The following is a 14012-nucleotide window of genomic DNA, read 5'->3' as shown; positions in this document are numbered from 1 at the left end:
ACGAAATGAGCAACAGATCGCATTTTGACTTCGGAGAGTGACTATTCCGGCACGGGGAACCTCCGTTCGTTGCGGTCGATCTTCGCCGCGAGGGCGGCCAGCGCGTCGATCCCGAGCACCTCGCACAGCTGGAGCAGATACGCGAGCACATCCGCGACCTCGTCCGTCACCCGGTGGGCGGTGTCCGGGTCGTCCATTACCCGGGCCGACTCCCCGGGCGTCAACCACTGGAAGATCTCGACCAGTTCGGACGCCTCGACACTGAGCGCGCTGACGAGGTTCTTGGGGGTGTGGAACGGCTGCCAGTTCCGTGCCGCAGCGAAGTCGGCCAGCCTGCGCTGGAGTTCCGCCACGTCCAACTGGCCGGGTTCTTCGGCGTGTTCCTGATCTGTCACGGCTTCAGGTGTACCACCGTCACCCCCGCCACCTCCTCCGCCCAGGACGCGTCGCTCACCGTGCCGAGGAGGCGGATGTGCCCGCGGTCGCACATCCGGGCCGCCAGGCGAAGGAGTTGCTCGCGCTGCGATACGTCCAGGGACCGGTCGAAGCCGTCGGCCAGGACGGTGAGTGCCTGGAGGGCATCGGGCACCTCGCCGGGCCGGTCGACCATCAGGACTCCGGGGCCGGTCAGCAGGACCAGCGCCAGGCCCGCGTACCTCAACTCGCCGTCACCCAGCCTGCCGAAGGCGGTGAGCAGACCGTCACCCCGGTCGAGTACGGCCCGCACACGACCGTCGGCGACCCGGTCCGCCCGTACGTCCGTGACCGGGCCCGCGCAGCCCTCGCGGACGGCGGCGACCAACAGCCCGTGTCGGATGGAGCATTCGGACCGGGTGCGCCACAGGACCTCGGCCAGGTTGTCGCACCCCGGCAGGAGCCGTCCGCTGCGCACCGGGACCGCGGCGCGCATCCGGTCGGGCAGGGGATCACACGCGAAGACGGACCGCAGGGCGACCACCATCTGCTCGGCGGCGGCGATGACTTGGCGCTGCCCGTCCGTCTTCCCGGCGACCCGCAGCGGCAGCAGGGTCGTGCCGAGCCGGTCGTCGGGCATCGGGGCGCGGGTGACCGACGCCGAACCGGCCGTGTGCCAGGCGGCCTGGACGGTGCGCCTGCTGGGATCGACCAGTGCCGTCTCCAGCAGGACCACCCCGCCGGCGCTCAACCGCTCGCCCACGATGCGCAGTTCGGGCTCGGCCTGGACGGCGACGTCGAGCCGTACGGGACCTTCGGGGCCGTCCGCCGTACAGCCGATGCGGAAGCCGCGCCGGCGCTGGGCGTCGGGGCGGGCGCGTTCCGGGACGCAGGCGGCGGGGTCCGGGAACGCCTCCCCGACGGTGACACCGGAGCCGAGGCGGGCCAGCGACTCGTACGCCCTGAGGGCGGTCGACTTGCCGCTGCCGCTCGGCCCGGCGAGGAGGGTGAGCCGCCCGAGCGGGAACCCGGCCCGGCGGTGTCCCGCGTAGGCGGACAGTCTCAGTTCGGTGAGGCTCGGCCGGTCGGGACGCGCCGCCCTCTGCGCTGCGGTGGCCGGGGAGGGCGGTGAGTCCAGTGACAGGGTCATATCCGGACCGTAGGGCTCCGCCGCGAGGCGAACCGTTCCGTCCGCCGCACCTTCCTACGAACGGGGGACCACCGGATTTCGCTGTGAGCCCGCTCTCAGTTCTCCGGCACCCCGGCTCCACCCATGAGCCCGCCGACCTCGGTGCCGGGCGGGGTGAGAAGGAACACGTTCCGGTCGACCCGGTGCATCCCGCTCGCGAGGCCGAAGACGACACCCGTACTGAAGTCGAGGACCCGTTTGGCGGTGTCCGTCTCGGCGCCGGTGAGGTCCAGGAGTACCGGGATGCCCGCCATCAGCGTCTCGGCGACCTCGCGGGCGTCCGCGAAGACATTGACGCGGAGGACGACGAAACGCCGCCTGGCCTCGGTTTCCGCCTCGGGTATCGACCGGTGGCCCACCGCGGACGGCCATGCGTCCCGGCCTCTCAGCGGTACGACCTGGGCGAGCCCCTCCCACTGTTCGTCGGTGACATCGTGGCTGTTCATCGGCGCACTCCGTCCTGGCTCGCGCTGACAGTCTGCATCAGCCAATTCTTACTCATGGTCACCCGATCGGCCCAATACGACACGCTCAGCGACCCCCTGTGTGAGAAATATCCGAACACCCATACGTACCTCACAGCACTGACACTCTGGCTGTGCAGCGGGCGTAACCGCTCATGATCGGATCACGTGACATCGACGTAACGGGCAATTCGTACGCTCGCGGTAGCAGGCCCGGCTTGGCGCAGGACAGCGGAGCAGGACAGCGGAAGACGAGAAAGGCAGCACGTGACCACAACCCCCACGACAACGCAGGTGCGCACCGTGTGCTCGTACTGCGGGGTGGGCTGCGGAATCGTGCTGGACGTCGGGCTCGGACCCGACGGACGGCGTACGGTCTTCAAGGCCTCCGGGGACAAGGCACACCCCGCGAACGCCGGGCGGCTGTGCACCAAGGGCGCGACCACCGCCGACATGCTCGGCGCACCCGGCCGGCTGACCACCGCGCTGGTCCGGGGCGGCCACGACGACCGGGGCGAGGAGCTGGTCCCCGCGCCCGTCGCCGACGCCATCGCGGAGACCGCGCGCCGCCTGCGGGCGATCGTCGACGAGCACGGGCCGGACGCCGTCGCCTTCTATGTCTCCGGGCAGATGGGCCTGGAGGCCCAGTACCTGGCGAACAAGCTGGCGAAGGGGTTCGTGGGCACGAACCAGATCGAGTCGAACTCCCGGCTGTGCATGGCGAGCGCGGGCACCGGATACAAGCTGTCGCTGGGCGCCGACGGGCCGCCTGGGTCGTACGACGACTTCGACCTCGCCGACGCGTTCCTGGTCATCGGGTCGAACATGGCCGACTGCCATCCGATCCTGTATCTGCGGATGATGGAACGGGTCAAGGCGGGGGCCAAGCTGATCGTCGTCGACCCCCGGCGGACCGCCACCGCCGCGAAGGCCGACCTGTTCCTCCAGATCAAGCCCGGTACGGACCTGGCCTTCCTCAACGGTCTCCTCCATCTCCTGCACGCCGGCGGTTACACGGATCCGGAGTTCATCGCCGCCCACACCGACGGCTGGGAGGAGATGCCGGCCTTCCTCGCCGACTATCCGCCGGACGCCGTCTCCGCGATCACCGGCATCCCCGAGGACGACATCCGCGAAGCGGCCCGGATCATCGGTGAGGCCAGCGCTTCCGGTGAGTGGATGAGCTGCTGGACGATGGGGCTCAACCAGTCCACGCACGGCACCTGGAACACGAACGCCCTGGTCAACCTGCATCTTGCCACCGGCGCTATCTGCCGTCCCGGCAGCGGCCCGTTCTCCCTCACCGGGCAGCCCAACGCGATGGGCGGCCGGGAGATGGGGTACATGGGCCCGGGGCTGCCAGGCCAGCGGTCCGTGCTCGTCGACGAGGAGCGGGCGTTCGTCGAGGACCTGTGGGAGCTGCCCGCGGGCACGCTGCGCAAGGACGGCGCCGGGCTCGGCACGATCGAGATGTTCCGGCGGATGGCCGAGGGCCACATCAAGGCCTGCTGGATCATCTGCACGAATCCGGTCGCCTCGGTCGCCAACCGCCGGACCGTCATCGAGGGCCTGGAGGCCGCCGAGTTCGTCGTCACGCAGGACGTCTTCGCCGAGACCGAGACCAACGCGTACGCCGATGTCGTCCTGCCCGGCGCGATGTGGACCGAGGCGGAGGGCGTCCTCGTCAACAGCGAGCGCAATCTCACCCTCGCCCGGGCAGCCGTCGACCCGCCCGGCGACGCCATGGCCGACTGGCAGATCATCGCGGCCGTGGCCCGCGCGATGGGGTTCGAGGGGTTCGCGTACGAGAGCGCCCAGGACGTCTTCGAGGAGCTCAAGCAGGCGTGGAACCCGAAGACCGGGTGGGATCTGCGGGGCGTCACCTACGAGCGGCTGCGGGAGACTCCCGTGCAGTGGCCGGCCGCCTCGGTGGACGGGCCCGCGCGCAACCCCATCCGGTACCGGGATGCGGGGGGTGCGGGGCTGCGGTTCCCCACCGCCAGTGGACGGGGTGTGTTCTACGGCCGGCCGTATCTGCCCGCCGCCGAACTGCCCGACGACGACTTCCCGTTCGTCCTCAACACCGGACGTGTGCAGCACCAGTGGCACACGCTGACGAAGACGGGGAAGGTCGCCAAGCTCAACAAGCTGAACTCCGGCCCGTTCGTGGAGGTGCATCCCGAGGACGCACGGGAGTTGGGGGTCGAGGACGGCGACTCGGTCGAGGTCGCGTCGCGGCGCGGGCGGGCCGTGCTGCCGGCGGTCGTCACGGACCGGGTGCGGCCGGGATGCGTCTTCGCGCCCTTCCACTGGAACGACCTCTTCGGGGAGTACCTCAGCATCAACGCGGTGACGAGCGACGCGGTCGATCCGCTGTCCCTGCAGCCCGAGTTCAAGGTGTGCGCGGTGTCCCTGGTGAAGGTGCACCGCCCCGAGCCGCAGCTGCCACCCCCTGCCGCCCCACCAGCCGCTCTCCCCCAAGTGCTCCCCCAAGTGCCGGTCACCGTGCCGGAGTTGGCGTTCACGCCCGCTCCCCCGCCCGTGCTCAGCGCACAGGAACGCCAGTACCTCTCGGGTTTCCTCGCCGGTCTGCCCACCGGCGCCGTGGGGATTCCCGTGCTGCCCGCCTCCGCTCCCTTCAGCGCCGAACACGCCGACTGGGTGAACGGGATGCTCGCCGGCATGTACTCCAGGACCGTGGAAGCTCCGCCACGGGAACGGGTCGGGGTCGAAGTCGAGGTCGACGGGCGCGATGTCGTCGTGCTGTGGGCCTCGCAGACCGGCAACGCCGAGGAACTCGCCGGCGCGGCGGCCGAGCGGCTGAACGCGGGCGGGCACCGGGCGAAGCTCGTCGGCATGGACGAGGCCGATGTGGCCACCCTCGCGCGCAGCGCCGATCTCCTCTTCATCACCAGCACGTTCGGCGACGGCGACGCCCCCGACAACGGCTCCGGCTTCTGGGACACGCTCTCCGGGGAGCAGGCGCCTCGGCTGGACGGCGTGCGGTACGCCGTACTCGCCCTCGGTGACTCCTCGTACGACGACTTCTGCGGGCACGGGCGCCGACTGGACGCGCGGCTGGACGAGTTGGGCGCGGTGCGGATCGCGCCGCGCACCGACTGCGAGCCCGACTTCGAACCGTCGGCGGACGCGTGGCTCGACCAGGTGCTCGACGTACTGGACACGACGAACGGCACGGACAGCGCCGTCGGCGCGGACGGCGGGGACGGCGGGGACAGCGCGGTCGGCAAGATCGGCATGGGCATCAAGGAGGGTGAGGGCGCCCAGGTCTCCGCTCCCACCGTCTCTCCTGCGCCCGCTCCCGCCGTGCGGTCCGCCAAGCCCGCCCCCTCCCCCGCCCGGCTCGTCGGCAACCGGCTGCTCAGTCTGGCAGGGGCGACCAAGGAAGTGCGCCGGTTCACCTTCGACACCAGCGGTACGGGCCTGACGTACGAAGCGGGTGACGCGCTCGGGGTGCGGCCCGTCAACTCCACGTCCCTGGTGGAGGAATGGCTGGCCGTGACCGGGCTGGACGCCTCAACCGGTGTGGAAGTGGACGGAGTTGGCGAGTTCACCCTCTCCGAGGCACTGCACCGGCAGCTCGACATCACCCGGATCACTCCCGACCTGCTGCGCTTCGTCGCCGAACGGGCGCGGGACAACCGTGAGTTGAAGAAGCTGATGCGGTCCGACAACAAGGACGGGCTGGCCCGCTGGTCGTGGGGGCGCCAGGCCGTCGACGTGGTGACCGAGTACGGGGTACGAGCGTCCGCGCAGGAGTGGGCGAAGGTGCTGCGGCGGCTTCAGCCCCGGCTGTACTCCATATCGTCGAGCCCGCTCGTCGACCCGGCGCGGGTGTCGCTGACGGTGTCCGTGGTGCGGTACGAGAACCTGCACGGCCGACCGCGCGGCGGGGTCTGCTCGCCCTTCCTCGCGGACGCCGGGCCGGACACGGCGGTACCCGTCTTCGTACAGCGTTCGCCGCACTTCAGGCCGCCCGCCGACGCCTCGACGCCGATGGTGATGGTCGGGCCGGGCACCGGGGTGGCGCCGTTCGTGGGGTTCCTGGAGGAGCGGCGGGCGCTCGGGCACTCGGCGCCGAACTGGCTGTTCTTCGGTGAGCAGCACCGCGCCACGGACTTCTACTACGAGGACGAGCTGGCCGAGCTGGTGGCCGAGGGCACGCTGACCCGGCTGGACACGGCGTTCTCCCGCGACCAGCGCAACAAGGTCTATGTGCAGGACCGGATGCGCGAGCACGGACCGGAGTTGTGGCACTGGCTGCAGGATGGTGCCCACTTCTACGTCTGCGGTGACGCCTCGCGCATGGCCAAGGACGTGGACCGGGCGCTGCGGGACATCGCGGTGGCCCACGGTGGTCTGAGCGAGGACGAGGCGGGCGCGTACGTGAAGCAGCTCATGGCGGCGAAGCGCTATGTGCGAGATGTCTACTGAATCCGCATCAATAGCTGATAAATAACTACTGGCGGACATTCTTACCGGTCTCACACCGGAAGCTTCACGTCCGACCGCACGCGGCACACCGGGCAGGATTACCTTCCGATGTCGTGCACTTGGCAGAAACAGCGCCTGAAGCCGCGGCGAAGACGAACCCCCTGGGCATCCGGAGCCGGCCTTGGCCCCGGATCCCGGTGGCGGTGGCGCCGGAGGCCGACGCCCCCGCGCAGTGGCATCGCGTCCTGACGCTCCTCGCGACCGTCAGCCTGTTCATCGGCACGCGCGCGGTGTGGACGCAGGCCGCCAGTCGCGAGCTCGTCATCGCCGCCGTGATCTCGCTCTGCTATCTGTCGATCCTGGTCAGCGGGGTGCTGGCGCTGACCGCGCGCCGGACCCGGACACTCGCCCGCCTCGACCTGTGCGTCCTGCTGACGGCCATGACGCTGACCCTGTGCACGTTCGCCCTGAACCACGCGGGTGGCGACGAGGGCGTCCTCACCGCGCAGGCGGCCCGTGAACTGGCCGCCGGGCACCCCGTGTACGGGCAGCCCTGGCCGTGGCTCTTCCAGCACAACCCCGATGTCGCCCTGACCCCGACGATGAACGGCGGCTACGACCTCACCTACGGCTACCCGCCCCTCGTCCCGCTGCTGACGGCGCCGTTGCTGTGGCTCGGGCACGGCGCGCTGGCCGCGACCGTCGTGACGACCGGGGCGCTGCTCGTCGGCGCGGTGACGCTGTGGCGGCTGCTGCCGGTGCCGTGGCGGTCGGCGGCGACCATGGTGTGCCTGGGCTTCGGTTTCCTGCCGAGTTACGCGCGGCTCGGTTACCCGGCGATCGTCGCGCTCGCGCTGCTCATCCCGGTGGTGGTGCGCTGGCCCCGGATCGGGGCGGGCGGGCGGCTGGGGTGGGGCGGTTTCGCGCGGGCCGCCTGTCTGGGCGCGGCCTGCGCGGCGCAGCAGCTGCCATGGTTCCTCGTGCCGTTCCTGCTGGCCGGGATCTACGCGGTGCGCCGTGGGGAGCTGGGCGCCCGTACCGCGGCCTGGGTGGTGCTGCGGATCACCGGCGCGGCGGTCACCGTATGGCTGCTGATCAACACGTACTTCATGGTCAGCGAGCCACGCACCTGGGCGAGCGGGGTCGCGCTGCCGCTGACGCAGAACGCGACGATCCACGGGCAGGGCCTGGTGGGGTTGGCGCTCTACTACACCGACGGCAGCGACCGGCTGGCCTGGTACTCGCACGCGAGCATGCTGCTGGCGGGGGCGCTGCTGGCGCTGCTCGTCCTGTTCGTGCGGCGACTCGGTCCGGCGACGACGGTGCTGCCGTGGTGCGCCTTCTTCCTGGCGACGCGTTCGCAGGACGGCTACTACCTGCTGATGACGCCGCTGTGGCTGGCGGCCGCGGTAACGACACCGGCCACGTCCTTCGCCCGGGCGTGGCAGCCCCGGCCGCGTTTCCTGTCGGGCCCGCGTCGGCGCGCTGCGCTGGTCGCGACGGCCGCGCTGCTCCTCGTACCGGCGCTGGCGTGTACCGCCGTGGCGGCGACCGGGTCACCGCCGCTGGCCATGCGGGTGACGAGGGCGCTCACGACCGGGCCGACGGCCGTGTCGGAGCTGACCGTCCGGGTGACCAACAGGGACGACAGCGCCCTCACCCCCCACTTCACGCTCACCACCGGCCAGGGCATGACCCGCTGGTGGACGGCGGTCCAGGGGCCGGCCACGCTGCCCGCGCACACGAGCGCCGTCTACCGGCTCCAGCCGCCCGGACCGGTGTTCCGGGTGCCCCGGCGCCCGGGTACGCGCATCCGGCTGCGTGTCTTCACGGCGTCGCCGGACACCCTGTCGAGCATGGACATCCGGCTGCCGGGCGGGCGGCAGAACGTGAAGGACCACCCCGCCGTCCGGCCCGCGCGCTAGGTCTCGGCAGCCTCGGGCCCGGTGGCTTCGGACCCCGGCAACCTAGGCCTTGGCGCGGGTGAAGCGGAGGCTGGTCGTGACCGCCGTACGGCCGCGGATCATGCCCAGCTGGTTCCAGCCCAGGCCGAACTGGTCCCGGTCCACGCTGAACTCCGCGTCGAGGGTGAGCGCGTCGCCGCCCGCGTGGGTGAGGCGCGCGGTGAGGCTGGTGGGGCGGCTGATGCCGCGCACGGTCAGCTGACCGGTGACGTGGACGGTGTCGCCGTCGCGGAGTTCGGCGCCGCGCACCGCGAAGGTGATCTCGGGGTGGTTCTCGGCGTCGAAGAAGTCGGGTCCGTGCAGGTGCTTGTCGCGCTTGGCGTGGTTGGTGTCCAGGGAGGCGGCGTCCAGGGTCAGGGTGCCCGTGGCGGTGCCGTCGGGGAGGACCTCGCCACCGCCGCCGGTGATGGCGAACGTGCCCTTCACGGTGACCAGGTTCCACATCGTCTTGTGCTTGATGGCGACGGTGGACGCCGTCCGGTCGAGCTGCCACAGGCCGGTTTCCACGGCAACGGTCATGAGCTGTCTCCTGACAGGAACGAGGCTGGTGCGAGGTACGGGAACATCCGGAACCCAGGTCATCCAAATTTGGACGATGGGGCGACGACGCCAAATTAGCCTGTTATCCAAATCTGGACAACCCCTCGTGCAAATTTGGACAACCGGTAGAATCGACGAATGGCCGCCACCTCCGAACACCCTGCCGAGACGCCCGAATGTCCCGCCGCACAGGAGGGCGGCCTGCTCCCGACCGAGCTACGGAACTGGATGGTCCTGCTGGCCGCGACCGGGGCGATCGAGCAGCGGCTCGGGCCCGTCCTCAAAGAGACGCTCGGGATCTCCCACGACGAGTTCCTCGTCCTGTGCCTGCTCGCGGACCGGCCCGACGGCGGTCTGCGGATGACCCGGATCGCGGAGCTGCTCGGCCGCCCCAAGACCCGGCTCACCTATCAGATCGCCTGTCTCGCACACGCCGGGCTGGTCACCCGGCGCCCCGTGTGCGGTGACAAACGGGGCGTCGAGGTGGCCCTCACCGGCAAGGGGCGCCGCCTGTTCACGGAGTCCTCGCCGGCCCTGGCCGACGTCGTCGTCTCGGGGCTCACGGAGATCGGTCCCGAGGAGCGCGAGACGTTGTGCGGGATGCTGCCCGAGGAGGCGGACGGGGAGAAGCGCTGACTAGGCGACCAGGGCCGCCGGTTGCGACTCCGTCTCCGGCGCTGGCTCCGGCTCCGCCTCGGCTGCCGCCAGCAGGTCGACCAGGGTCGCGCGGGCCCTGGCCACACGTGAACGAACCGTCCCCACAGGGCAGTCGCCGACCTCGGCCGCCTCCGCGTAGGGCAGCCCCATCAGTTGCGTGAGGACGAACGCCTCGCGCCGTTCGTCGGGCAGCGCGGCCAGCAGGTCGAGCAGCGCGATGCCGTCGTCGAAGCCGGGCAGCCCGCGCGGCTGGGCCCGTTCGACGGTCACCCGCCAGTCCTCCGTGTCGCACAGCCGGGGCCGGGCGGCGGCGTGCCGGAAGCTGTCGATCACCGCGCGCCGGGCGATGGCCATCAGCCGGGAGCGCGCCGAGGAGCGCCCCTCGAACCGGTGCAGACTGCCGAGCGCCCGTAGGAACGTGTCCTGGGCGAGGTCGTCGGCGGCCTGTGGATCGGCGGAGAGATGGGCGACGTACCGCACCACATCGCGGTGCAGGGCGCCGACGAAGCGTTCGACGGCGGCCTGGTCGCCACCGCGGGCGGCGAGCGCCCAGGCGGTTATCGACTCGTCCATCGGAACCGCCGAGGAGGCCGCGGCGGAGGGTGCGGAAGCCGCTGGGGCCTCGAGGATCGGCGCGGGCGGTAAAGGAGTGATCACCTGGTGTCCTTCTCGGATCATCCGGCATCCGGCAGCGCGGCGGGCCGCGACGTGGCTGCGTGACATGGGCGCGAGCCGCTACCGGCAGAGGGAGGAGTGGTCGTACGCGCGTGCGACGCGGGGTACGACCGTGGCCCGAGACGCCTACGGGGTGACGCCGACGTCGATGTGCGTCGGCGCGACCTGGAGCGGGCCCGGGGAGCCTGCTGTCTCAGACGACAGCGGTCGCCGTCGGCGGGCCCCGGGAGGTGATCGTGTGGACGAGCGGAAGCAGTCGTGGCGCCCGGTCCGAGCGCCCGCGACGCGGGCGGGGACGGGGACGGTCCGGCAGCGCGGGCAGCGCGAGCGCCGTCCGCAGCGGGGCGGCCAGCCGGCCGGCCGCCGCCCGCAGAATGCGGAACGCGGCCCGCTCGCCGTACGCCAGCCACAGACCGCACAGCAGTGCGGCGAGCGTGTGTGCGGCGAGCATGCCGTACGAGGACGAAAGGACGTCCAGGCCGTGGCCGAGGTGGGCCGGGTGATCCGCACCCGCACCCATGCCCATGCCCATGCCGTTTCCGGCGTGGGCCATGTCCATGGCGTCCATCGGCATGCCGGCGGCATCGGGTCCCATGCCCATGCCCGCTCCCAGGCCCACGCCCTGCGTGAACGAGAAGGCCGAGTGGAGCGCGCCCTGGGCGACGACCACCACACCCACGACCAGCGGGAGTCCACGCTCGCGGCCGGTAAGGCACCAGCCCGCGCCGCCCGTCGCCAGGGCCCCTGCCGCCAGGGTCCACCAGGCGACGGTCGAGCCGGACATCAGCACGTGACCGAGAGCGGCGAGCAGCACGCAGACGGCCGCGAACACCGCGGCCCGCAGCGTGCGTGCACCCCGTCCGGCAGTCATGACGGCCCTCATTCTCCCATCCGAGGCTCGAACGTCACTGGTACGTGAGCGAGTTGCCGATCGACCGCTCGCCGGAAGCATGACGTGGAACGTCTCACCGCCGAACCAGGTTCCCTCGACTCAGATCGAATCCACAGGTCCTGTCAGCGCGCCGCCGACGCGGTGCGCAAGTGACCCCTGGTGTACGTCCCGTCGAGGGCGAGGGGGAAGCTGGTTCCGATCAACTCTCCCTGGAGGTACCTGAGATGACGAGCCGTCTGCCGCGCCGTACGGTGCTGGGCGGAATGATCGGCGGTCTGGCACTGGCCGCGGCCGGTACGGGGGCCGGAACCGCGGTGGCCGCAGGACGCGCACCGGACGCCACCGGACAAGGGCCCACCGGCCGAGGTGCCGTCGGCCCGGAGCCGTACGTGCCCGTCGCCGTGGGCGGCGGGGGCGGGCCCGCCGGGACGGACCGGGTGCACGTCCTCAAGGTCGGCCCCGCCACGGCGGGCACCGTCCTCGTGCTGGTGCCCGGCATGTTCGGGGCCGCGAACGACTTCCGGCTGCTGGCCCGTGACCTGGTCGCGGCCGTACCCGGCCTGCAGGTGTGGGCCCTCGACCGGCGGGAGGAGAACCTCGCCGACCGCACGGGCTTCACGGGCCCGGACCCCCTCGCCTACTACCTGGACGGCCACTACCGCAGCCAGGACCCGGCCGCCTCCCCGTTCGCCGCGCACTGGGGCCTGCCCCTGACCCTCACCGATCTGCGGGCCGTCGTCCGGGCGGCGGGACGCGGTGGCCGGCGCGTGGTGCTCGGCGGGCACTCCTGGGGAGCGACGACCGCGATGGCGTACGCGGCCTGGGACTTCGACGGCTGCCCCGGCCACCGGGACCTCGCGGGGCTGGTGGTCGTCGACGGCGGTGTCCTCGGGGCGTTCGACGGAACGGGCGACCCGGTTCTCGACTCGCCGGAGGAGATAAGGCAACGGCTGGCGGCGATCGACGCCGGGGCGGTCTTCGACCTGACCCTGAGCGGCGTGGGCCTCGGCAGCCGCGCGGAGAGCACCCAGATCTGGTACCAGCTCGCCGGCCACTACGCCCTGCGCGACCCCGACGGCCCCTCCCTCCTCCAGCCCCGTCTGCCCGACGCCCTGGCCCTGCCGTACACCGTCACCAACGCGGGCCTGCTGGGCGTGCTGGTCGACGCCGGTTTCGGCTGGCCGAACTCCATCACCGTGCACTCGGGGCACCTCGCCGACAGCGGGGACGTACGCGGCTGGGTCGACACCGGGATCACGCCGCTCAGCCGGGTCGCGGCCGCGTACGCCGGTCCGGTGCCGGCGGTGTGGGAGTGGTACTGGCCGGCCCGGCTCTCCGTCGACCTCGACGTCACGGACGCCTACACGGACTCCGCGCCGGCCCGTTCCCTGGGCCTGCGCCTGCTCCACGCCGACCGTCTCGACATACCGCTGTACGCCTTCGGGACGAGCTACGCCAAGGGCACGATCGAGGAGTCGGCGCGCAAGGTGGTGTCCAACTCCCGTATCCCGTACGCCACTTACGAGACCGACACGGGCATGAACCATCTCGACCCGCTCTTCGCCGCCCCGGCCCACAACACCCTGACGCGCACGCTCGCGGGGTTCCTGAACGGACCGGCGGCGGCACGCTGACGCGATAAACCCGGTCGGCCGGTCCCCGCGAGGACCGGCCGACCGGAAACGTCTCGCCCACCCACACCACACACTCGGCCCCCGTCGCTCACAAGGAGGAGCGGCGGGGGCCGAGTGTGTGGTCCCGGGGCGGTCACGCCACGGAGTTCAGCAGGTCGGCGACCACGTCCGGCCTTTCCAGTGCGATGAAGTGGCCGGCTCCCGCCACCTGGGTGAAATCGGCGGCCGGCAGCAGCCGCTTGTTGGCCTCCCGGTCCGAGGGGCGGGACCAGTCCTTCTCGCCGTAGACCAGGTGGACGGGCGCCTTGACGTCCGTGTAGCGCGGGCGGGCCGCGATGAGGCTGGGCAGGGCCTGGTAGACCGCCCGGGCGACGGTCGGGTAGCCGGGGCGGGTGCCCACCTGGAGCAGCTCGTCCATGTAGTCGTCACGCAGCGCGCTCTTGTCGCCCAGGCCGCCCTGCAGCACCTTGCGCAGGATCGGCTTGGGCTCCACCCCGGCGACCGTCGGGCCCACACCCGGCGCGAGGACACCGGTGACCACCAGACGCGCCAGAAGGCTGGAGCGGGCGATGCCGTCCTTGAAGTCGTAGGTGTTCACCGCGACGACCCGCCGTACCCGCTCCGGCAGATCGGCCGCAGTGGTCAGGGCGAGCACCGCGCCCATGGACTCCCCCACCAACGTCACGTCACGCAGGTCGAGTTCGGTGAGGAGGCGTTCGACACCGGCGCGCATCGCCGGCTCGTCGTACGACGCGCCGGGCACGATCTCGGAGTAGCCCATCCCCGGCAGGTCCAGGGCGTACACGGTGTAGTGGTCGGAGACCAGCGGGATGAGCGAGCGGTAGTGCTCGGCCTGCGTACGCACCGTGTGCAGCAGGACCAGGGGAGCGCCGGTGCCCGCCTTGAGGTATCTCAGCGTTCCCTCGTGCCCTTCGTGTCCCGCACGGGGGGCGAGGGTGTGGCTGGTGGTGCCGGGGACCTGAATGGTGGGGCGGGCGGCTTGGCTGGACATCTCGTGGACTCCTTGGGTGTGAACCGAGGGCGGGAAACCGATCGGTTTCGAGAAGAGTAAACCGAACGGTTTCCACGCGCAAGCCCAGAGCGCTCACTTGCATCGCGGAAACCGAT

General features: G+C 71.4%; 11 protein-coding genes. 4 read left to right on the top strand and 7 right to left on the bottom strand.

Features of this window, described 5'->3' with window-relative positions; genetic code table 11:
* Window positions 1-41: 41 nt before the first annotated feature.
* From PV396_RS02860 to PV396_RS02850, 3 genes are all read right to left on the bottom strand, one after another.
* Entirely contained in the window at window positions 42-395 is a 354-nt protein-coding gene (locus tag PV396_RS02860; protein WP_319199966.1) for a nucleotide pyrophosphohydrolase, read from the bottom strand.
* Window positions 392-1564 (bottom strand): ATP-binding protein, encoded by a 1173-nt coding sequence (locus PV396_RS02855; protein WP_319199965.1) that lies wholly within the window; start codon window positions 1562-1564, stop codon window positions 392-394. The genes PV396_RS02860 and PV396_RS02855 overlap by 4 nt, the downstream gene beginning before the upstream one ends.
* A 95-nt stretch (window positions 1565-1659) precedes the next feature.
* Entirely contained in the window at window positions 1660-2049 is a 390-nt protein-coding gene (locus PV396_RS02850; protein WP_319199964.1) for a cell division protein SepF, read from the bottom strand.
* A 285-nt stretch (window positions 2050-2334) separates the two neighbouring features.
* Between PV396_RS02850 and PV396_RS02845 the strand changes: the two genes are divergently transcribed.
* Together PV396_RS02845 and PV396_RS02840 are read left to right on the top strand one after the other, a co-directional pair.
* Complete coding sequence (locus PV396_RS02845) at window positions 2335-6522, top strand: bifunctional nitrate reductase/sulfite reductase flavoprotein subunit alpha (protein ID WP_319199963.1); 4188 nt, start codon at window positions 2335-2337, stop codon at window positions 6520-6522.
* Window positions 6523-6689: 167 nt separating this feature from the next.
* Window positions 6690-8447, top strand: a complete 1758-nt coding sequence (locus PV396_RS02840; RefSeq protein WP_416071328.1) for a hypothetical protein — start codon at window positions 6690-6692, stop codon at window positions 8445-8447.
* Between the two features lie 42 nt (window positions 8448-8489).
* Here the strand turns inward: PV396_RS02840 and PV396_RS02835 are convergent, their stop codons facing one another.
* Window positions 8490-9005 (bottom strand): YceI family protein, encoded by a 516-nt coding sequence (locus PV396_RS02835; protein WP_319199962.1) that lies wholly within the window; start codon window positions 9003-9005, stop codon window positions 8490-8492.
* A gap of 159 nt (window positions 9006-9164) precedes the next feature.
* Here PV396_RS02835 and PV396_RS02830 point away from each other — a divergent pair, with 159 nt between their 5' ends.
* Window positions 9165-9662 carry a MarR family winged helix-turn-helix transcriptional regulator gene (locus tag PV396_RS02830; RefSeq protein ID WP_319199961.1) on the top strand — a complete coding sequence of 166 codons (498 nt, stop codon included), beginning with the start codon at window positions 9165-9167 and terminating at the stop codon, window positions 9660-9662.
* On the opposite strand, the gene PV396_RS02825 is transcribed toward PV396_RS02830, so the two are convergent.
* On the bottom strand, window positions 9663-10340 hold the full coding sequence (locus tag PV396_RS02825; protein ID WP_416071321.1) for a sigma-70 family RNA polymerase sigma factor: 678 nt from the start codon (window positions 10338-10340) through the stop codon (window positions 9663-9665).
* Window positions 10341-10551: 211 nt separating this feature from the next.
* Window positions 10552-11229: a hypothetical protein gene (locus PV396_RS02820; protein WP_319199959.1), complete on the bottom strand. Its 678-nt coding sequence runs from the start codon at window positions 11227-11229 to the stop codon at window positions 10552-10554.
* A gap of 245 nt (window positions 11230-11474) precedes the next feature.
* Here PV396_RS02820 and PV396_RS02815 point away from each other — a divergent pair, with 245 nt between their 5' ends.
* A complete protein-coding gene (locus PV396_RS02815; protein WP_319199958.1) occupies window positions 11475-12884 on the top strand; it encodes an alpha/beta hydrolase in 1410 nt (469 codons plus the stop codon).
* Window positions 12885-13017: 133 nt separating this feature from the next.
* On the opposite strand, the gene PV396_RS02810 is transcribed toward PV396_RS02815, so the two are convergent.
* Window positions 13018-13896, bottom strand: a complete 879-nt coding sequence (locus tag PV396_RS02810) for an alpha/beta hydrolase (protein ID WP_319199957.1) — start codon at window positions 13894-13896, stop codon at window positions 13018-13020.
* Window positions 13897-14012: the final 116 nt, after the last annotated feature.

The sequence above is a fragment of the Streptomyces sp. ME02-8801-2C genome (assembly GCF_033793965.1).
In the GTDB taxonomy this organism is placed as follows: Bacteria; Actinomycetota; Actinomycetes; order Streptomycetales; family Streptomycetaceae; genus Streptomyces.
Note: the sequence above shows the minus strand (reverse complement) of the source record. Positions and strands in the feature narration are given on the sequence as shown.